Annotated in this window: 17 protein-coding genes and 1 tRNA gene; 14 read left to right on the forward strand and 4 right to left on the reverse strand. The window is 38.7% G+C overall.

Annotated elements, in window-relative coordinates:
* Positions 1–895 precede the first annotated feature (895 nt).
* A complete protein-coding gene (locus AR334_RS08045) occupies positions 896–1,432 on the reverse strand; it encodes an ankyrin repeat domain-containing protein (protein ID WP_066307812.1) in 537 nt (178 codons plus the stop codon).
* 163 nt (positions 1,433–1,595) lie between these two features.
* Here AR334_RS08045 and AR334_RS08050 point away from each other — a divergent pair, with 163 nt between their 5' ends.
* Positions 1,596–1,940 (forward strand): helix-turn-helix domain-containing protein, encoded by a 345-nt coding sequence (locus AR334_RS08050; RefSeq protein ID WP_066307816.1) that lies wholly within the window; start codon positions 1,596–1,598, stop codon positions 1,938–1,940.
* 411 nt (positions 1,941–2,351) lie between these two features.
* Here AR334_RS08050 and AR334_RS30745 read toward each other — a convergent pair whose 3' ends face one another.
* Positions 2,352–2,606: a helix-turn-helix domain-containing protein gene (locus AR334_RS30745; protein ID WP_156431217.1), complete on the reverse strand. Its 255-nt coding sequence runs from the start codon at positions 2,604–2,606 to the stop codon at positions 2,352–2,354.
* 722 nt (positions 2,607–3,328) lie between these two features.
* On the opposite strand from AR334_RS30745, the gene AR334_RS08060 reads away from it, so the two are divergent.
* Positions 3,329–3,532, forward strand: coding sequence for a hypothetical protein (locus tag AR334_RS08060; RefSeq protein ID WP_066307826.1), 204 nt, complete (start codon positions 3,329–3,331; stop codon positions 3,530–3,532).
* 837 nt (positions 3,533–4,369) lie between these two features.
* Here the strand turns inward: AR334_RS08060 and AR334_RS08070 are convergent.
* Positions 4,370–5,317, reverse strand: a complete 948-nt coding sequence (locus AR334_RS08070) for a tyrosine-type recombinase/integrase (RefSeq protein ID WP_066307835.1) — start codon at positions 5,315–5,317, stop codon at positions 4,370–4,372.
* Between the two features lie 209 nt (positions 5,318–5,526).
* Positions 5,527–5,623 (reverse strand) — tRNA-Sec (locus AR334_RS29445).
* Between the two features lie 421 nt (positions 5,624–6,044).
* Between AR334_RS29445 and AR334_RS08075 the strand changes: the two genes are divergently transcribed.
* The 12 genes from AR334_RS08075 (at position 6,045) to AR334_RS08125 (ending at position 20,786) form a co-directional block, all read left to right on the forward strand.
* A complete protein-coding gene (locus tag AR334_RS08075; protein ID WP_066307844.1) occupies positions 6,045–7,280 on the forward strand; it encodes a sugar ABC transporter substrate-binding protein in 1,236 nt (411 codons plus the stop codon).
* Positions 7,281–7,480: 200 nt separating this feature from the next.
* Positions 7,481–8,410: a carbohydrate ABC transporter permease gene (locus tag AR334_RS08080; protein WP_066307847.1), complete on the forward strand. Its 930-nt coding sequence runs from the start codon at positions 7,481–7,483 to the stop codon at positions 8,408–8,410.
* A complete protein-coding gene (locus AR334_RS08085; protein WP_066307854.1) occupies positions 8,407–9,228 on the forward strand; it encodes a carbohydrate ABC transporter permease in 822 nt (273 codons plus the stop codon). The genes AR334_RS08080 and AR334_RS08085 overlap by 4 nt, the downstream gene beginning before the upstream one ends.
* A gap of 50 nt (positions 9,229–9,278) precedes the next feature.
* On the forward strand, positions 9,279–11,438 hold the full coding sequence (locus AR334_RS08090) for a glycoside hydrolase family 2 TIM barrel-domain containing protein (protein ID WP_253701220.1): 2,160 nt from the start codon (positions 9,279–9,281) through the stop codon (positions 11,436–11,438).
* 91 nt (positions 11,439–11,529) lie between these two features.
* Positions 11,530–12,339 (forward strand): beta-galactosidase small subunit, encoded by an 810-nt coding sequence (locus AR334_RS30310; RefSeq protein ID WP_253701221.1) that lies wholly within the window; start codon positions 11,530–11,532, stop codon positions 12,337–12,339.
* A gap of 47 nt (positions 12,340–12,386) precedes the next feature.
* Entirely contained in the window at positions 12,387–14,051 is a 1,665-nt protein-coding gene (locus AR334_RS08095; RefSeq protein ID WP_066307857.1) for an amylo-alpha-1,6-glucosidase, read from the forward strand.
* An 11-nt stretch (positions 14,052–14,062) separates the two neighbouring features.
* The gene (locus AR334_RS08100) at positions 14,063–14,947 is read left to right on the forward strand and encodes a DMT family transporter (protein WP_066307859.1); all 885 of its coding nucleotides are present in this window, start codon (positions 14,063–14,065) and stop codon (positions 14,945–14,947) included.
* 76 nt (positions 14,948–15,023) lie between these two features.
* Entirely contained in the window at positions 15,024–16,022 is a 999-nt protein-coding gene (locus tag AR334_RS08105; protein WP_066307862.1) for a LacI family DNA-binding transcriptional regulator, read from the forward strand.
* Between the two features lie 136 nt (positions 16,023–16,158).
* Positions 16,159–17,715, forward strand: a complete 1,557-nt coding sequence (locus tag AR334_RS08110) for a spore germination protein (RefSeq protein WP_082692879.1) — start codon at positions 16,159–16,161, stop codon at positions 17,713–17,715.
* A gap of 17 nt (positions 17,716–17,732) precedes the next feature.
* Entirely contained in the window at positions 17,733–18,824 is a 1,092-nt protein-coding gene (locus AR334_RS08115; RefSeq protein ID WP_066307866.1) for a GerAB/ArcD/ProY family transporter, read from the forward strand.
* Positions 18,821–19,888: a Ger(x)C family spore germination protein gene (locus tag AR334_RS08120; protein ID WP_066307869.1), complete on the forward strand. Its 1,068-nt coding sequence runs from the start codon at positions 18,821–18,823 to the stop codon at positions 19,886–19,888. Before AR334_RS08115 ends, AR334_RS08120 begins: the two co-directional genes overlap by 4 nt.
* 493 nt (positions 19,889–20,381) lie before the next feature.
* Positions 20,382–20,786 (forward strand): hypothetical protein, encoded by a 405-nt coding sequence (locus tag AR334_RS08125; RefSeq protein WP_066307872.1) that lies wholly within the window; start codon positions 20,382–20,384, stop codon positions 20,784–20,786.
* Positions 20,787–20,789: the final 3 nt, after the last annotated feature.

Below are 20,789 nucleotides of genomic sequence, written 5' to 3' on the forward strand. Positions count from 1 at the left end.
AAAACGATATAACGCTAGGAAACAAACGTCTTGTTTGTAAGACCATTATGCCTGTCGCGCAGGCAGCGATGTCTTCATTTTCGAGTACGGATGGTATTTCTGGCACAGGAAATATTTATTAAGAACAGATTATTCTTTTGAAAACTATTTTTTCCATTTAATTGGAGGGGGGGGGGATTGTAATGGCGTAATGAGAATTTGTTATTCTAGATACTAACAACGTATCAATCATTGGTTCATAATTAGTTGCTCCTTTCATACGAGCAACAGAGGGAGGACAAGTTAACAAAATGGCTTTAGAAAAAAATTCTTTTGGTATATCAGATCGGGTTTATTGGTAAAAGGGGGTTGCAGAAAGCCGGGGACTAGGACTATTAAAAAGGTCTGAATAACTGTGTATCTAAACCATTGGAAGGGTATATCTCCTTTGAGATAATAAATAAGAATTTATTCGTTATTTTGGAATTTAAACAGTGGATCTAGCGTCGAAGGATTTTAGGTGGAAAAAGTAAATGGTGAGAATGATTTCATTCTGAAACGAAAAGGGACTACTTTACGTAAACCAAGAACTTTTTTATTTAATGTTGCTCGTTGTTTGTTGGATAACAGTATTCCCGGAGAACCTTTACAAAGGAAAATTACACGAAGCTAAAGAGCCACCACTAAAAGGGGATATTTCACATTATCATAAATATAATATTACTTATCTCTTACCAAAAACAAATATAGGTAGGTAACGAAAAATCAGAGAACTACTTCTCCCCCTCAAGGGAATCGTTTTTTATCCTTATTGAGTGCAGAGTGGAAGATACGCATAGCATTATAGTTTAATGAAAAAATCTTTTAAAAGGACTAGCGCTAGACTAATCCTTTCTTGATAGTTACATCTAACAAATTAATATACTCTCTGAAAAAAAACCTTACCGCCGTATTTCTCACAAAGTTTAATGACAGCCCACAATTCTCTTTGATCTTTCCTCAGATACATAATTTTTATTCGATAATCATGAATGCAATACAGAATAGATTTACCATTTTTCGATACTATTTCATTTGGATCCACACCATATTCAAGTAATAATTTGGCAATAGGATAATTATCACAGGCTAAATATAAAGCAGGTACGCCACAATAATCCTTTGCTCTTGGATTAGCCCCTGCCTGTAATAATAACCTTACAATCTCTACCTGATTACATTCTGAAAATCGTGGCTTTTTTTGGAAATCACCTACAATTGCACTTATCAAGATTGGTTCTTTATAACTTTCTATATTTGAATTGTTAATTTTATAATTTGGATCAGCGCCAGCAAGTAATGCCTCTTTTACACCCTCAATATCCAAATCTAAAACAGCCTCTGCCAATTTCATATTGGAAATTTCAATCCATTCTTTAAGCGAAATATCCTCCGGCCTAAACACCTTTATCATATTAACCTCCATAGTAAATTTCTACTTTATTAATCAAATAAAAAGAATACAGATAAATTTCAATGGATAAATCATATATGATTTATATTACTATATCGGAATCACATATGCTATTCAAAAATAATATAGATTAAGATTTACTAACCCTAAAGGGGTTGTTTAAATGGAAGAACTCTCAAAGTTAATTGGCGATCGAATTCGTTCCTTACGGAAAGCAAACAATTTAAGTCAAGAAGAACTAGCCTTTAAATCATCACTTCATTCCACGTCAATAGGTAGAATTGAAAGAGGAGAAATGACTTTTAGTATTGATAATCTTATAAAGATTACCAATTCTTTAAATGTATCCCTAGAAGAATTTTTTAGTGTAATTGATCCAAAGGGTAAATCAGAAAATACTATTCTAGTAGAAATTATTCGATTACTGGGAAATCAAAGTTCGATGCAACAAAAAAAGATATTAGAAATCTTAAAATTAATTTTGGAACTTAATGATGTAGATAAATAACCAAGCACTCACTTACTCCAACAAGCATTTTGACTAGTTTCTAAAAATGAATAGTTAACATAATTTCAATTAACCTTCTAGCAAGATAATCCCGATATCAGGAAAGATAGGGGGACGGGCCTATTAACTGCAAGAAAAGTTAAACAAAAGTAGCCTACTACTTTAATTAGGGTACTAGGACTGAGTTTAAGCCGAAGGCAAAACGGAAGAAGGTTACTCAATTTGTCTAAAATGACCAAGTTTGCAGCATAGGAAAATTAAAGGCTCCCAAGAAAACGTTTCGAATCTGACCTTCTTTACGTGATTGGTCACAATTTATGAAAAAGCACGCTCAAAAGTTGTATGGCCTACTATATGTATGAATTTAAGCCTTCCTATAGTATTTGGAAGGTTTTATTATTGATTTAAAATTCAGATTTCTTCCAAAGGCCTCTTAAGTTCGGTAACAATTTTATATGTAATTTCAAAAGTTGGGAGTGTTTTTCGTTTGATAATAAAAATCAATGTTGTATACGTAACACCTATCGTTTTTGCAAATTTTCCTTGTGTATACGAACAATCTTTAAGTTTTTCCTCTACAAAAATTTTGTTCAATCGGTCTGTTCGTATTCCATGACTTCGATTTACTGAAATAGGGCTTGACGACGAACTTAAAAGCGGATGCATGCATTCATTTATTTTTATTCGCTACTACAATCGCATGGTTTTCGAAAATCCGAAGCTCAGTTAAAGCCCACGTTTGAAATGGATTTAGAGCTCTCTAGATTGAGGGTTATCATGCGATAGTTATTGCCAGGTCCGACGGGCGCAGGCAAAACTCGTTCTTTATTAAAGCTTACCTCCTATCAGCGTGCGGTTACAGCAGTTTGATAATTCATTATTTAACCAGGCGATACTCGAGAATATATGGCCGCCACTTGCAGGATGCCGCTTCAATGTTGACTGGAAACATCTTAAACATTTATTTAATGTACCAATTAATAAATACGATTTACTAGGAGGTGAGGGTACATAGTTAAAATTATTTCGTAAAATAAGGTGGCTAACATTTGACCAAACGGTTCGGAAAAACAGACCCTGTGATATCGTCGATTTTGGAACAACATGGGTAAAACCAAAAGAAATATTAGGTCTAACCTTTCCCGTAAATCAGGATAAAAGATGATTCAAAAACTCAATGGTTGAGACGTTTGGTGTATAAATATGGCTGGAATGACAAAACACCTCATGACACATAAAACGGAAAATACAATGTTGAAACAAGAGGGAACCATCGAACCTACCTTTCTAATGAATTAAATATTCCACAAATCCAAGCATTCTTTACAATAATGTTCCCTTTTAAGGATATACCAGAAGAAATTAAATAACAGGTAGATTATTACTGGTTGAAAGAAGCAGAATATGAAGAAGAAGCCTGTAAAATAAATGACTGGTTAAGGCTGAAAGGAATACGTCGCATTGGCTATACGGAGGAGGTTACTTATAATAGATTTTGTGGATTAGCGGATGGGATGCTCGGAAAACGAGAAGAAACCTTGTTGTCCCTTACACTGGAACTAAATTTTCTTCCAGAAGGAATAATAGAATGATTTAGCTTTCCTTTTTGACGTTCAACGAACAACAGCTATTTCGACATTTTACTGTGACTCCAAATAGAACTAACTTCTTTTTCTCTTCGGCTCTTAAATCCTGGAAACCCTGTTTTTCCTTAGGTTCGTAAAATTCATAATTCCAGCAGGTTGAATTATGTCTTGCATTCTCATCTTTCCGTAAGTCCGTAATTTAAACATCTACAAACGGAAAGTTAGTGCCTATAAAAACTTTTAACGAAAAGACCGCTTGCCGATTAAATAGGTAGAGTCCGCCTATATTATATTAGGTTTCTAATCAGCCGTGCTGTTGTTTGTCAAGAAAGCATATATACTTAGACTAATAATAAGCCGACTACAGAAAAATATAAAGAAATATGGCGATAGTGGATTAAACACAGTATTTGGAAAGTTTTTCGGATTGATTTTTTTGGAGGTTATTATGAATGATTTATTAGAGGCGAAGTTAACAATGGCTCGTGTTAAGGTGAAGTTTCTAGACCTTGCTGGCGAACTGATTGCTGACAAAGGTTCCACAAAAGACGCATAATTAAGCGCATGATTGGCATTGTGGAATATATTGAGGAACATACGATGAAGGAAATAAAGGAAACATTATAGGCGATAATAAAGAGAAGCTCTGACGTCATGTGCCGGGGTCTTTTTCTTTTTTTTAGTTAATTCAAATTCGTACACGTACGAAAGTAGAAGGACGGTCCTTTTGGGAACGCTAGAAGGTTTCAGTCGGATGACTTGAAGGTAAACAATCCGCCAATTAAACGCAATAAAAACGCGCAATAAAAACGCCAGCCCGTAAAGCTGGCGTAAAATTTATCGTTATTTAAATACGTAATTTAGCGGTGAGTGTGTATTGTGCTGATTCTGTATGTCCATATTCGTCATCTGCACGTAACGGCGTACCATATTCATATGGGAGTGTCCGAGAATACGTTGCAAGCTAAACGGGTCGCCACCGTTAAGGATATAAAATAGTGCGCCGGTATGACGGAGTGTGTGCGGGCTGACTCGCTTGTTTGTTATCTTCGCTATTTGGCCGCAAACTCGTAAGTTATCTCTTACAGTGGATTCGCCAATTTTTTCTCCCTCATACGATAAAAATACGTAGTCATTGCTGAAAGCTTCCGTTTCTTTCAAGTACTGGCTTAATAGTTTAGCTGTGCGCGTTGAAATTGGCACGATACGACCGATGCGCGTCTTTGTATCCGCAGCTTCCAATCGTATCGACATCGTTTTAAAGTCTATATTTTGACGCTTCATATCTACGAGCTCACTAACGCGAACCATCGTATCGAGCAATATAAGCAATATTACCTTTGTCCGAAAACCGACGTAAGTATCATCGTCAATAGCTCCAATTAGCCTGCGATACTCTTCAACGGTAAGCGCTTCAACGACGTCTATTGGTGCCTTAATCGGCTTGAAGCGCTTATGTATTGCCTCATTGATCCACATTTTATCTTCGAAACAATATCGAAGGAATGCACGCATTGTTCTAATGCGAATATTAACGGTCATGGGTGAATAATCCATTTCCTCGACCATGTATGTTATCCAGCCCATAAATAACTCAGTCGTCATTTCTTCAGCGGATAACTCAGCATTCATATAATCCTTAAAATAGCCGAAATTTTGATAATGGCCTTCTATCGTTCTTTTCGCCAAACCTTCGCCCTTTTTTATTAGCATAAATTCTTCGAACATTTCCGACATGGTGAGCGAAACTTCAGTCGATACATGCTTTGTTCTTCGTATACCTTTTCGCATAAATAAAAAAACCCCTTCCACAGTCAAAATAAGTGTAAGAGGACGAATGTTTAACCTATACAGTTTCGAGCAACTATCAAGACAGTCTTTACGATCAGTCGTTAACAGTTTTTCGTTAAACTGGTCGAAAACTGTGTATGTAAACGGCTCAATCAACGCCACCAATCACCGAGTCAATCATTAGATTAACAGCGGTATAGAGCGTTTTTTGGCGGGACCGCCTGGGAATCGAACCCAGCAGACCTGGCACGCAGGTCTCGTGCAGTTTTGAAGACTGAGGAGGACACCAGTACCCCACTCGGCCCCATCTAATGAATGTACTACTATATTACAATGGATTATAGTAGTAAATCAACAATTCGACTCTAATTGTCATTTTTTCGACAATTTTTGAAAAAAGGAGAATACATTATGGTTGTATTCTCCTTTTTCAAAAGATTATCTAACATCCAATTTGGCCACAATGGCGACCGGCACTTGGAGGAATGCCTGAATGTGACAGATGAAATATTTTAGTAAAAAATCTGTTGTGAACCATTCTTTCACTTACAAAAATTCTCATATTTTACTTAACATATAAACTCTAGTAAAACTAGTTAGGTTTGATATACCAGTGTTTAGACCAAATTATTCCAACGAAAAATTTTAGTAAAAATAGAAATAAAACCGTTTACATTTAGTAAAAACCAGAATATAATCAAGTTGTCATACTAAAAGGAGGATTTCTATGAAGCTAGTAAAATCAATATTATCTTTATTCATTGCAACAGTATTTCTTTTAGCTGGCTGCAGTTCATCGTCCAGCAAAAACGATGGCGATAAAACGGCAGATGGCAAAGTCAAAGTTCGCTTTGCTACATGGGATGTTGGAGACGATGTTAAATTACAGCAAAATTTGATTGATAAGTTTAATAAGTCTCATGAAAATATTGAAGTTGTTTTAGAAGCATACGGAAGTGATTATGATACGAAGATCACCGCCGGTATGGGTGAGAAAGATGCACCAGACGTCATGTATATGTGGAACTACCCACAATATAAAGATGCACTGGAACCTCTTGATTCTTACATTGAAAAAGAGGGTGCAGACTACAAAGGCAATTTCTATGAAACGCTTTGGAACTACAATTCAGCTGATGGAAAAATCCTCGGCTTGCCAGTTGGATACACAACTCACGTGGTTTATTATAACAAAGCTCTTTTTGATAAAGCTGGAGTGGAATATCCAAAAGCGGGCTGGACTTGGGAAGATTTACAAACAACAGCTAAAAAGCTGACCAACAAAGAAACGAAAGTAACAGGATTCGCTTTCTCAGGCAAGCCAGATCCATATGATTTTGAAATGTACCTATGGGGCAACAACGCTACCTATGCCGATAAGAATGGAAAACTAAAAGGCAACCTGGATTCCAAGAAATCAGTTGAAGTATTTGAGATGTTCCAGAACATGGCGAAAGATGGCATCGCCATTACAACTGAAGGCTCGGGAGATACTGAAATGAAATCCGGCAAGGTAGCCATGTTTGTTTATGGCGCATGGGGATTAAACCCATTAAAAGATGCAGGCATTGATTATGGTGTAGTGGAATTGCCGACGTTTAAAGATGGAAAAAGCGTAAGCATTTTAAGCTCTTCAGGTATTTCGGTTTCGAAGGATTCCAAACACAAACAAGAAGCATTTGAGTTTATTAAATTCTGGACCAATGAAGAAGCGAATAAAGCGAGAATCGATTTCGAGCTTCCGGTTCTTAAATCTGTAGTAGAAAGCGAAAAGCTTGAGCAAGATGAAAAAAGAAGCGTGTTCTATTCCATGCTCGAAAAGAGTAATGGCTACACTCCAGCTTCCTTCATCGTTGATGACTGGAGCCAAGTGTCAGAAAATCTAAATCTTGCATTTGAACAAATCTTTAACCCAAGCACCAGAATGGAGCCAAAAAAAGTATTAAGCAGTGTTGTGGAGTAAATCGTTAGTACGTCTTCAGGGTAAGCACTTCACATGAAAAGGTGGGTGCTTTCCCATTTTTAGCTAATAAGAAATAAAAAAATTTTAATAAATTTTTTTATTTCTTATGTCGCATAAATTCAACTACGCCTCTGTCTTCGTCCTAACGGACTCGCCAGTCGGCAAGTTTACATTTATTCTGAAATTTAAGGGGTCATCTTATGTTTAGTAAATCGAAAGCGAATAGCTATCAGCTGGTAAGTAGGAAGGTACCCTATTTATTTATATTACCGTGGATCATTGGGTTCTTGGTGTTTACCTTGGGACCATTGGCTTTTTCTCTAGTCATGAGCTTTTTTGATTGGCCCATTACAAGTGCCCCGACCTTTATTGGGATTGACAACTATAAAAATATGTTTAGTAACGATCCGCAATTTTATAAATCCCTAGGCATCACCTTAAAATTTGCCGCTATTTTTGTTCCGTTAAATTTAGTTATCGCCTTAGTTCTTGCCCTGCTTATTACGCAGCCTGTTAAAGGAATGAAATTCTTTCGTACGATTTTCTATTTGCCGGCCGTTGTTTCCGGTGTGGCGATTTCAATTATTTGGGGCTGGATTTTCAACTCTGAATACGGAATTTTAAACTATGTTTTATCCTTGATTGGGGTAGAAGGGCCAAGGTGGCTGATTGATCCAAAGTGGGCTATTGTCACAATCGTCATCGCAAGTGCCTGGGGAGTAGGAACGATGATGCTCATATTCTACACCGATATTAAAGGAATTCCCGCTGAATTATATGAAGCGGCTGCGATTGATGGTGCAAGCCCGCTAAGGCAATTCATCAGCATCACTATCCCTGTGATCACGCCAACGATTCTTTTCAACGTCATAACATCTGTGATTGCAGCCTTACAGCAGTTGACTTTGGTTCTCCTGCTAACCGGCGGAGGTCCCTTGAAGTCAACTTATTTCTACGGTCTATATGTATTTAATAACGCGTTTAAGCACCATCACTTAGGATATGCAAGTGCAAACGCATGGTTCATGTTTATCATTATTTTAGTTTTAACCATGTTAATCTTTAAATCATCATCCACGTGGGTGTTTTACGAAAATGAAGTGAAAAAAGAAGGGAAGAAGAAAAAATGAAGATGTCAAAGAAGCACAAAACAATCATATACATCCTTCTTGGGTTATTTTCACTTTATTTCTTATTGCCGTTTGTTTGGGTCATCCTTTCTGCTTTAAAAACAGAAGCCGAGGTATTCAGCTTTCCGCCTAAGATTTTTCCGGATGTTCCACAATGGGGCAACTTTATGGATGCCTGGAACAGCCAGCCATTTGGAACGTATTTTATGAACTCGGTGATTGTTACGGTAATGACGACGCTAGGACAACTGATTTCATGTTCTCTAGTTGCCTATGGGTTTGCGAGATACGATTTTAAATATAAAAATTTCTTGTTCATGCTATTGCTGGCAACGATGATGATCCCATGGGACGTGACGATGATCCCTTTATACATGCAATTTAATTTGTTTGGCTGGATTAATACCTTAAAGCCGTTAATAGTTCCAGCATTTTTTGGGTCTGCCTATTATATCTTTTTGCTAAGACAGTTCCTGATGAATATTCCAAAGGATCTTGAAAATGCTGCGAGAATTGATGGTGCGAATGAATTCCAGATTTTCTATAAAATTTTCCTTCCCATCATGAAGGCGCCGCTTATCTTAATTGCGGTATTAAATATTTTATTGGTTTGGAACGACTACCTTGGTCCATTAATTTACCTTCAGGACCAATCAAAATATACATTGGCATTGGGCCTTGCCGCGTTTAAGGGAGTTCACACCCTGCAAATATTACCGATTATGTCGATTACATTAATCATGATTGTTCCGCCTGTATTAGTTTTCTTGTTCGCACAGAAGTATATTGTCGAAGGAACTAGTGGTGCAATCAAGTAATTCAGCAACAATGCTCGAATTTCAACTACGATCGTTCGGAGGAAGATAATATGCTACGTGAAATGAAAAGATGGGAAAATATCCAACTGACCGGGATCAATAGACTTCCCGCCCATACAGATTTTTATCGCTATAGTAATAGCGAGAATGCCACTACTTTTAATAGAGAAACTAGCATCGGATACCGTTTGCTAGATGGAGTTTGGAAATTTCTATTTGTCGAGGCACCGGAGCTTTCGCCAAAGGGCTTCGAAACAGAGAATTTTCCGATTGAGAGGCTGGATGATATCGAGGTGCCGTCCAGCTGGCAAATGAAAGGCTACGGCCACATGCATTATACCGATGTGTTGTATCCTTTCGCCATCAACCCGCCATTTGTACCGCAGGAAAATCCAACCGGGATCTATTTTAGAGAGCTCGTCATCGACGAACTATCAGAGCATGAAGCGCTGATTTTAAAATTTAATGGTGTCGATTCAGCTTTTGACTTATATGTAAATGGGCAGCATGCCGGCTTCAGCAAGGTTTCAAGATTGCCTTCTGAATTTGACATTACAGAGTTTTTGAAAAAAGGAAGCAATCGCCTGACAGTAAGAGTCTATCAATTTTCCGACGGTACCTATTTAGAGGACCAGGATATGTGGTGGCTCTCTGGAATTTTTCGAAGCGTTGAGTTATTTACCATCAACAAGGACACAATGCAGGACGTTTATGTTGAAACAGTGCCTGATGAAAACTACCAACATTTCACCTTGAAAATTGGCGGAGCTTTTTTTACTCATAATGTAAAAAATCTTAAAGCGACGCTTCAATATAGAAATGAAAAGGTTGATGAATTTGCCATTGATGTGGTCGATGGTATGTTCAAATCTAACAGATTAGTTGAAAATCCGCTATTGTGGAATGCCGAGGAGCCGAATCTTTATACACTCCAGTTCCAATATGAATTGCCAACAGGCGAAACGGAGATCGTGCCGCTTAGAATTGGCTTCCGCTGTATTGAAATCATGGATAACGAAATTCGCGTTAACGGAAAACGCATTTTCTTTAACGGCGTGAACAGGCATGATGCCAATCCAAAGACTGGCCGCACGGTTAGCTATGAGGATATGGTCAAGGATGTAAAAATGATGAAGCTGCACAACATTAATGCAGTTCGTACCGCCCACTATCCAAATAATGATGTGTTCTATGATTTATGTGACGAGTACGGTTTATATGTGATTGATGAGGCGGATTTGGAGTGCCATGGCTTTGAAAATACTGGCAATTACAATTGGATTTCCGATAATGAGCTTTGGGAAAAACAATATGTTGACCGCGCTGTCCGCATGGTAAAACGAGATCGCAACCACCCAAGTGTCATTATGTGGTCACTCGGAAATGAATCAGGTGCGGGCCGCAACTTTACGGCGATGTACAATGCAATAAAGGCGATCGACTCCACTAGACTGGTACATTACGAGGGTGATAGAGTTGCCGCCTACAGCGACGTCTACACCACAATGTATACGCGAGTGAAGCCGCTTGAAGAAATCGGAATGAATGCGGAAGGCAGGAAGCCTCATATTCTATGTGAATATGGCCACGCTATGGGGAATGGGCCCGGCGGATTGACCGAATACCAACAGATCATGCGAAAGTATCCTAGATTGCAAGGCGGCTTCATTTGGGAGTGGTGCGATCACGGGATTGAACCTACCAATGAAAAGGGTGAAACCATCTATCTATATGGCGGTGACTTCGGTGACTTCCCGACAAACGGAAACTTCTGTATTGACGGACTTGTTTACCCTGATAAAACACCATCACCTGGACTCCTAGAGTATAAAAAGGTAATTGAGCCGATTGTCACAGAAGAGGTTAATTTAAAAGAAGGCAAGGTTCTTGTGAAGAACCTGTACGATTTTAGGAATCTGAGTGGTATCATGCTTCATATTTCTGTAAAATCCTATGATACACTTATCGAAGAAAAAACAATTATATTACCAAGCATCGATGCGCAGAAAGAAGTGGAGATTGTTTTACCGGTAGATCTGGCGAAAGCAATTAAATATGACAATGTTCGGATCTATCTAAGCTATCAGGAAGCGGAAGGTACGCTCTATGCAGAAAAAGGTCATGAGATTACAAAGGAAAGCTTCTTGCTTGCTTCAACTAAAGTGGAGAAGACAGTAAAAAGCTGTCATCACGGTCGGCTCCGAATTTAGCATCGCGAATGAAGCAGCTCAGCTTACAATTGAAAACAACAAGTTCAAGGCTGTTTTTTCAAAGGTATTTGGAACACTGGAATCGTTCGCAGTGGAAGGAGAAAAAATGATCGATAAAGGCCCTGAGGTCACCCTTTGGCGAGCCATCATCGACAACGATATGTATAAAAAGGATGACTGGGTCAATAAGTACTTCTTGAAGAATACAAAAGAACAGCTTGGAATTGTTGCCTATGAGGTGGCTGAAGATTATATCGATATTGAAATCACCAAATATCTATCAACGGTAAACCAGGCGTGGGGCTTCAATCTGACTTATAATTACCGGATTACGAAAGATGGTGCCCTAAACATTAACCTTAATGGAAAGAGGGTTCTCCGAGGCACTGATATTCCGGAAATGCTGCCGCGAATTGGTGTCACACTAAATCTTAACCAAGATTATAACCAGGTAACCTGGTATGGACGAGGCGATTCTGAATCGTACCAAGACACAAAACGCAGTCAACACATTGGGTTATACAGTAAGACTGTTGCAGACATGCATACGGATTACGTGTACCCTCAGGAAAACGGTTCACGCTGTGACACTTCTTTCCTAGCAGTAGCAAACGGTGAAGACATGTTCTTAGTCAATTTTAAAGAGGATTATGATTTCACCATCCATGATTATGAAAGTAGTGCACTTGAAGAAGCGAAGCACCGTGGCAACATCAAAAAGTCACCTTACAATGTGCTGACGATTGATTACAAGCAAAGCGGCGTGGGAAGCAATAGCTGCGGCGAAGAACAGCTGCCTCCATATCGGGTTGGAGTCGAGGATTTCCATCTTCAATTTGAAATGAGAAAAATCGCTAAGGACAACTTGGTGGAAGAAAGCAAATTTTTTACGGCACGCTAACAGTAAGCAGGGGAAACCCTGCTTATGATTTCAAAGGAGAAAAAAATATGAAACTTGATATTAGAGAAATTCCTTTTTCCAGATTTGGTTCGTATTTTTGTGTGTCACAGGAGAAGGATTCTGAGGAAATTTATATCCGCGACGTTCACGGCGGGGATGACGCCCCATCAAAGTTGTTTAAATTGAATTTGTTACAGGAAGGCGTTGAAAAGGCGTTTGAGATTTTCGCAACGGAAACTTCTTTGCGCTTCCAGTTAATCGACAACGAAGAGAAATATGCGGAAATCATTATTCCTGAGGAGGATGAACTTCATATTCATACAAGCGGAGTGGAGGTTCGTTTGCAGGCGAGTAAAGTGAAGTACGATACTTTACATGAATATGAGGACGGGATGTACGAATACCACATTTATCCGAAGGAATTAAAGCTGATGATCAGCAGGCTGTCGGGCGAGATAAAGGTTGAGGCGCCTTGGAATGTGATCGGAAATGATTTTATTGACATCCGGATGAAAAATGGCCATTTTGTCATTGAAAGCTATCGTACTGTCTATAAACAAAAGCCATATGCAAGCTTTGAAGCAGGGAAGGAAAAGGTTGAACAGCTTTATCATGAATGGAAAGAAAACGTTGCGAAGTCCAGCGAGTTTTATCAGTCTTCAATTGACCGTGCTGCCTATATTACATGGTCAAGTGTGGTTCACCCTCATGGCCACCTTAAAGATTATGCGATGTATATGTCTAAGCTTTGGATGTACAATATTTGGTCATGGGATAACTGTTTTAATGCGCTGCATTTAGGTGAAAAGTATCCGGAGCTTGCTTATTCTCAGTTAAAAATCTTTCTCGATACCCAGGACGAATCCGGAACATATCCTGATTTTGTCAATGATAAATTTGTATCTTATAACTGCATTAAACCGCCGATTTTTACGTATGTATATGAAAAGCTGATGGAGCGGAACGACTATTTTAAAGATGAACATCGGCTGCGGGAGATTTACCAGTCTACAAAGAAAGTGGTCGAATATTATCATTCATATAGAACCTATGAAGGAAGACTTCCGCATTACAAGCATGGAAATGATTCAGGCTGGGATAATGCTTCATTGTTCCATCAAGGAATGCCGGTCGAAGCCCCCGATTTGGCCAGCTTTTTAATCAGAACGTATGATTGTCTGTCTCGGTTTGCCGAGATGCTTGGAGAAGAGGCAGAAGGGAAGCGATTTACGGAAAAGGCGGATGCTCTATTTGCGTTGCTGATGGAGCGGCTTCATGATGAGAATGGATTCTTTGGACGGGTTGGAAGGAATGCCGAAAAGATTAACATCCGTTCTAGTTTGATCTTGCGATTGCCTGTTTTAATTGGATATCGTTTGGATAAAGCTGTCATGGATCAGCTTGTTACTGATCTGGCGGAAAACTTTGAAACCCCATATGGTTTGGCAACCGAAATGCCATCAAGTCCGTTTTACAAAGAAAATGGCTACTGGCTCGGTCCGATTTGGGCGCCGGTTACTTATCTTTTTGTTGATTCTTTGACAAGTTTTGGCTACAGTGAAATGGGAGAGAGAATTCGCGATAAGTTTATAAATCTTACGCTAGCAGGCGGTATGGCAGAGAATTTTGACCCATTCTCCGGCAAGGGACTCGTCGATACCTCCTTTACGTGGACATCGAGTGTCTTTCTCGAACTAGTAGAGAAGAAATAGAGGATGATGAAATGCGTAAATACATTGGGGAAATAAGTCTTACGATTGTAGCGGTCATTTGGGGAAGCGGATTTGTGGCCAGTGCGGTTTCACTGGAGCATTATACGCCATACCAGATTTTAGCGATCCGGTTTTTGATAGGGGTACTGCTGTTAAGTGCTGTATTTTTTAAGAAATTTAAACTGATGAAGAAAAGCACGATTATAAAGGGCTCCATTATCGGAATATTTTTATACTTGGCATTTGCCCTGCAAACCGTAGGATTACAGTATACAACACCATCAAAAAATGCCTTTCTCACTGCGGTAAATGTGGTGATTGTTCCGTTTATTGCATTTTTTATTTATAAGCGAAAAATGGATAAGTTTGAGCTTTTTGGAGCGATTCTGGCGATTACAGGTGTCGGTGTCATCTCGTTAAAGCTTACGGCTGAAGTGAATTTCGGGGACCTGCTTACCTTGTTGTGTGCGGTGGGATTTGCATTCCATATTTTCTACACTGCACAGTTTGTAAAAGACGAAGATCCGGTTCTTTTGACTATTGTTCAAATGGCGGTCGCAGCGATTTTAGGAATGATTGTCGTCTTTTTCAAAGGGGAAACAAGCTTTTCGATGAATGTCGAAGGGGTTTCCAATGTGATCTATTTGGGTGTTTTCTCGACAACGATTGCGTTTTTGCTGCAGACGTTTGCGCAAAAATTTACAACCGAAACAAATGCAGCCATCATTTTATCGACCGAAGCCTTATGGGGTATGGTATTCTCCATTATCCTGTTAAGCGAGGTTATTACCTTGAAAATGATCATTGGAGCACTCCTGATTCTTTGCGCTATTATCATTTCCGAAACGAAGCTAAACTTTTTCAAAAAAGAAACGATTGAGGAACCAGTTTCGTAAACGATATTATTTCAAATCCACATGTTGATTGGATGAAATAATAAGAATTTAAATTAGAGTTAAGTAGGTATGCACAATGGCAACGATTAAAGATATAGCTGATATAGCACAGGTTTCAATCGCGACAGTGTCAAGAGTGTTAAATTATGATGAAACATTGAATGTTACACCGGAGACGAGAAAGCGAATTTTTGAGGCGGCAGAGGAATTAAATTATGACTTTACCCCGAAAAAGAAGAAACCAAAAAAGAAGGGGCTCATCGGCCTGTACTACTCCTATTCGTTGGAAGAGGAATTGATTGACACATACTACTTGTCCATTCGGGTCGCTTTGGAAAAGAAGCTTGAGAATATGGGGATGGAGTTATATAGAATCAACAAGGACGATACAAAGAGAAGTGTTTCGAAGCTGGACGGCATTATCTGTCTTGGAACGTTTAAGAAGGCAGATATTGAGTTTATCAAGAGTTTTGCTAAGCTGTCCGTGTTTGTCGATGCAAACCCTGATGAGAACTATTTTGATTCTGTCGTTATTGATTTCAATTCCGCTACCAAAAATGCACTCAATTATTTAATGGAATTAGGCCATCAAAACATTGGTTTCATCGGCGGGGTTGAAACCGATATGTACGGAAACCGATTCAAAGATTTGCGCCAGGATGTTTTTGAGTCCTATTTAAAGGAAAAGGGCATTTTCAAAGAGGAGTTTGTCAAAATCGGCGGGTATAATCCAAAGGATGGATACTTAATCCTAAAGGAAATGCTAAGCGGGGACGAAAAACCTACAGCCTTGTTTGTTGCAAACGATTCGATTGCAGTCGGGTGTTATAAAGCAGCCTATGAATTGGGCGTGAAAATTCCGGATGACCTGAGCATCGTCGGGTTTAACGATGTATCATCGGCTCAATACATGGTCCCGCCGTTAACAACGGTCAAACTTTATACCGAAATAATGGGGGAAACCGCCGTTGATCTTCTCTTTGAAAGAATCGCATCCAAACGAGAAATATGTAAAAAAGTGACCATTCATACAAAACTAATCATCCGCGGCAGCGCAACAGCGGTTAAGTCTTAGTTTCCGTCACCTAAAATATAAATAAGCCAAAAATATGCTTTATTCATTTTGCATATTTTTGGCTTTTTTTAATGGAAAAAGGATATTCTACCCTATTTCGGAAAAGATAAAGAAAAACTTTCCAAATGGTGCTAATATGGCTAATTTTTTCAAATCAAAAAAACACATTCGTAAGTTGAAATACACACTCGATAACCAAAAAGACCAGCAAAGCAGCCTGGAAAAATGTGAGCATCGCAAGGATCAAACCGAAGACTGGGAAAAGGAGCTTACTAAATCAAAGGATTATCAAAAGAGCTATTATTTTAATCAAAAGTCAGGCAAAAAATTTACGCTTACCTACTTATCTACACTTGTCGAAGAAAAGGTGATGGATAATAATGCTGTACCGCCTTTACTCGAGGGCGAGTTTCATCAGATAGACGATGTTAAAAAGCTTCTTCCTTTAGCAGATGTAGAATTATCAAGCAGCTTTAAAGATATCCCTGAAAAGCTGCTGAAAGGTGCTGTCATGCTTTCCTTAGAGGGGGAAAAGGAGTTTGCCTTCATCTCCTCACCGAAACAAATTGTCCGGTCGGTTTCAGCACCCGAGATTGAATTTAGTGTTGTAGGTCCGAAAGAAGCCTTTGTAGAACCCATTGACCAGAACATAAATATGATTCGCAAGCGTTTACCAATTAAGAAACTCATCATAGAAGAATTTATAGTTGGAAAATTATCGTTAACCAAGGTGTGTGTCCTGTCTATCGAAGGGGTTACAAATAAGGAAATAATCAATACTGTCAAGCAACGGATTAGCGATCTTGATAAGGATGAAATCGCTGACAGTTCCTATTTTACTCAGATGATTTCCGATAATGGGAACTCTCCTTTTCCGCAGCTGCTCGATACAGAAAGGCCTGACCGTGTGTCATCCAGCCTGGTTGAGGGGAAAGTGGTTATACTGGTTGATGGCTCACCCCATGCTTTAATCGGGCCAACCTCTTTGACGGAGTTCTTTAACTCTTTCGAAGATTATTTTCTAAACTGGATTCTTGCAACCTTTATTCGATTAATCCGTTTATTTTCGGTTATCTTCTCGATCATGGTTACACCTCTTTATGTTGCAGTGGTGACTTACCACTATCAAATGATTCCAAAAGACTTACTAATTACGTTAGTTACCTCAAGGCGTGTTGTCCCTTTCCCCCCCATACTTGAGGTCTTGTTTTTGGAAGTAACGATTGAACTTCTACGGGAAGCAGGGGCAAGGCTGCCAACTAAGGTCGGCCAGACAATTGGTATCGTGGGCGGTATTGTTTTGGGAACAGCATCAGTGGAAGCGGGGCTTACAAGTAATGTTCTATTAATTTTAATCGCGCTAGCTGCACTCGCTTCCTTTACCACTCCAGTCTATCAAATGAGTAATACCATCAGGATTTTGCGATTTCCGTTTCTGATCATGGCCGAATTATGGGGATTAGTCGGGATTACGATTGCTTTTTGTTTTTTGCTTACACATCTGCTGCGGCTTACTTCATTAGGCCTTCCATTTATGGAGCCAATATTCCCTCTAAGATTGAGAGATTTTAAAGATGCCTTATTCCGGCTGCCTTTTAAAAATCAGGCGAAACGTCCGCAGTATCTAAGGACCAATGACCCCATCCGGTTTAGCAAGGAAAAGGCCCATAAAAAGAAGGACATTGATGAATAAAGGAAGGAAGAGAAGCAATGATGCAGGGATCCATCCAGGAGAGACTCCAAATATCACCATTTATGGCCGCGTATGTCATTGTTTCTATGCAGATTGGAATAGGAGTCCTAGGTTTCCAGCGCATTATTGCCACAGATGCTGGCACAGATGCCTGGATTTCGGTTATTGGGGCGGGATTGACCATCCACATCATCGTGTGGATGATGTATAAGATTTGTGAGACTGTAAATGGGGATATACTGGATGCCAATGTTTACTTATTCGGAAAAATAATCGGCAACAGCATAAATACCTTTTTTATCTTTTATTATACGGTTACGTGTGCAGGGACACTTGGCGGCCTTTATGAAATTATACGCACTTGGATGTTTCAAAGTCTGAGCCCGTTTTGGTTCGCAGCTATCTACTTACTTTTAGGAATCTATATTGTCTTTGGCGGCTTTCGGACCGTAGCAGGAATCTCGTTTTTCGGAATGGTAATACCTTTTTATTTACTTTTTTCTTTTGGTTTTGCCTTACAGTATGGGGATTTTACCAATTTGTTGCCGATTATGGACCATTCCTTTATTGAACTAGTAAAAGGCGGCTACCACATGTCACTCAGTTACCTGGGATATGACGTTTTATTATTTTTTTACCCTTTTATTAAGAAACCAAAACAATCAAAGAAATTTGTTCATATCGGGCTTTTGTCAACCACTTTCATTTACACGGCCTTAGCTGTCATAACTTTTGCCTATTTTCCGCTGGGTTTGCTTGAAAAATCAATATGGGCAACATTGGAAATGTGGAAAATTGTCCGGCTTCCAATAATTGAGAGGTTTGAGTATTTGGGAATTGCCAATTGGACCTTGATTATGCTCCCAAGTATAGCCCTTTCCTTATGGGTAGCAAGCAGAGTGACCAAACGTATTTTTCATATTAATCAAAAAAAATCGGTTATTTTTATTGCTTTGGTATGTCTGGTGATGGTGGTACTCATTCCTACTCGTGAAAGACTGAACTTCCTGTTTAACTATACGGCAATTGTTGGGTTTTCCTTAGCTTATATTTACACTCCTCTTCTTTATTTTTTACTGCTGATTAAAAAGAAGGTGAAAGCGAAGTGAAAAAATCCTGCTTTATTGTAACGTTACTGTTGTGTATGACAATTCTGCCTGGATGCGTGGAAAAAAAGGTAATTGATGATGTAAATATTGCCACTGGCATCGGAATTGATAAAAGTGAGAAACAGTTCCTTGGGAGTGTCATGATTCCCGTGTTTAAGCCAGACAAGTCATTCGGGAATTTTACATTTAAGGCCAAAGGAAAAGTGATCCGGGATTTGGTATCTGAAATGCAGAAAAAAGCATCACAGCCAATTGTCAGCGGAAGTCTTGATATCGCTCTTTTTGGAGAGGATGTCGCGCGTGAGGGACTTATTAAAACTCTAGACGTCTTTTTGCGGGATCCAAGTGTGGGTGCAAGGGTTCAATTGGCTGTAGTAGATGGGCAAGCTATAGATATTTTTAAAGGAAAATATGGTGATCGCGGGAACGCCCAATACCTGACACAGTTACTAGAACATAATATGGAGCAACAAAATTTGCCTTTAACCAATCTTCATCGATTTCTGGCTGCGTTTTACCAAAAAGGGATGGATCCCTATTTACCAATGCTTAAAAAGAGTAGTCGTAATTTAGTGACGATATCTGGATTAGCCCTTTTTAAAGATGAAAAGCTCGTTGACATTCTCCATGAGAATAAAATGTATTATTTCAAGCTCCTTGTAGACCATCACACATTGGGGGTAGTGAAAGTGAAGGAGGCTCATGGAGAATCTACTGTCAAAAGTATGGGGTTAAAGAAAAACATAAGACTGAAAGGAAGGAATCCCTATACATTCTCGATTAAGATTAAATTAAAGGGAGATCTTACCGAGCATCAGGAAAGGATCCTTGAGAAAGGCGAGATTCGAGAAATTGAGAACAAATTAGCACAACAAATCTCAAAGGAATGCAAAATGTTGGTTGAGGATTTTCAAAGAAAAAACATTGACCCGGTCGGCTTTGGTCACTTCGCAAAAACAAGGACACGAAATTTTGATTACAAAAAGTGGAATGAAGAATATAAAAATGCGAAATTTGAAGTTTCAGCAGATGTTAAATTGATTGGACATGGTGTAGTGGAGTAATGATTATCTGAAAGGTAAAAAAATAACCACCGTTAGTTTGACGGCGGTTATTCATAGTGAAAACCCTTTCTTTCCCAGGAGAACATTTTTCAACAAATACTTTTCGACAAAAATCTATTTGCGCGTACACAAATCCTTTCATCAAAATGTAAATCGCTAATCCTATAGATACTTTTCCGGTAACTATATTTTAATATATTGCAATAAGATGTTAAATATCTTAAATAAAGAACAATTCAAACATCCCATGTACTATGATTTTTTAAAATAGGACTACGATATTTGCGGTATTTTTATTTTTATATATTAAAAATAGCCTAATTACGTAAATTGAAATGTACGAATAGATATCCTGATGGAATTAAAAAATGTGTAAAGTTTGTCAAAAAAAGCAATAATTTGTTCTGATAATTTCGAATGTTTTTCCTTCATTTATTTTCCAGTAATTAGTATGATAAGAATGTTAAATTTTTACGAATAGGGGAGAAGAACAATGAGCATGGAAACCAATCTTTTTGATATCTGGAAGGATTTCTATTCAAAGTCTACAAGTATGTTTGATGAAAGGATCACGCAGAATTTCCCATCACAAGGAATTGCTCAAGTCATGGAAATGAATTTAATGTTCAAAAAAATGATCGATGAAACTACGGAAAAATACCTGGAATTAGTTAACATTCCATCACGTAACGATTTGGCCAGTCTTTCTTCCATGATTGTCAATGTGGATGCGAAAGTTGATAGCTTAGAAGAATTGTTGGAAGAAAGCAGCGCAAATCAACCTCATGCTGCCAGCCTCCAGGAGGAAATGGTTTCCATCAAAAAGGATATAAAGAGTCTTGAAAATAAAGTGAATCAAATTCTTGCATTGTTAAAGGCGTCGGAAGGATCAAAATAGACA

Origin of the sequence: Bacillus sp. FJAT-29814 (genome assembly GCF_001510715.1) — a bacterium.
GTDB lineage: Bacteria > Bacillota > Bacilli > Bacillales > Cytobacillaceae > Neobacillus.

Bases quoted from the DNA above. Each gene is read 5' to 3' on its own strand.
- AR334_RS08075 (WP_066307844.1), top strand. From the start codon at position 6,045: ATGAAGCTAGTAAAATCAATATTATCTTTATTCATTGCAACAGTATTT.
- AR334_RS08070 (WP_066307835.1), bottom strand. From the start codon at position 5,317: ATGCGAAAAGGTATACGAAGAACAAAGCATGTATCGACTGAAGTTTCG.
- AR334_RS08090 (WP_253701220.1), top strand. From the start codon at position 9,279: ATGCTACGTGAAATGAAAAGATGGGAAAATATCCAACTGACCGGGATC.
- AR334_RS08105 (WP_066307862.1), top strand. From the start codon at position 15,024: ATGGCAACGATTAAAGATATAGCTGATATAGCACAGGTTTCAATCGCG.
- AR334_RS08045 (WP_066307812.1), bottom strand. From the start codon at position 1,432: ATGATAAAGGTGTTTAGGCCGGAGGATATTTCGCTTAAAGAATGGATT.
- AR334_RS08080 (WP_066307847.1), top strand. From the start codon at position 7,481: ATGTTTAGTAAATCGAAAGCGAATAGCTATCAGCTGGTAAGTAGGAAG.
- AR334_RS08085 (WP_066307854.1), top strand. From the start codon at position 8,407: ATGAAGATGTCAAAGAAGCACAAAACAATCATATACATCCTTCTTGGG.
- AR334_RS30745 (WP_156431217.1), bottom strand. From the start codon at position 2,606: ATGCATCCGCTTTTAAGTTCGTCGTCAAGCCCTATTTCAGTAAATCGA.
- AR334_RS08125 (WP_066307872.1), top strand. From the start codon at position 20,382: ATGAGCATGGAAACCAATCTTTTTGATATCTGGAAGGATTTCTATTCA.
- AR334_RS08115 (WP_066307866.1), top strand. From the start codon at position 17,733: ATGATGCAGGGATCCATCCAGGAGAGACTCCAAATATCACCATTTATG.
- AR334_RS08050 (WP_066307816.1), top strand. From the start codon at position 1,596: ATGGAAGAACTCTCAAAGTTAATTGGCGATCGAATTCGTTCCTTACGG.
- AR334_RS08110 (WP_082692879.1), top strand. From the start codon at position 16,159: ATGGCTAATTTTTTCAAATCAAAAAAACACATTCGTAAGTTGAAATAC.
- AR334_RS08095 (WP_066307857.1), top strand. From the start codon at position 12,387: ATGAAACTTGATATTAGAGAAATTCCTTTTTCCAGATTTGGTTCGTAT.
- AR334_RS08100 (WP_066307859.1), top strand. From the start codon at position 14,063: ATGCGTAAATACATTGGGGAAATAAGTCTTACGATTGTAGCGGTCATT.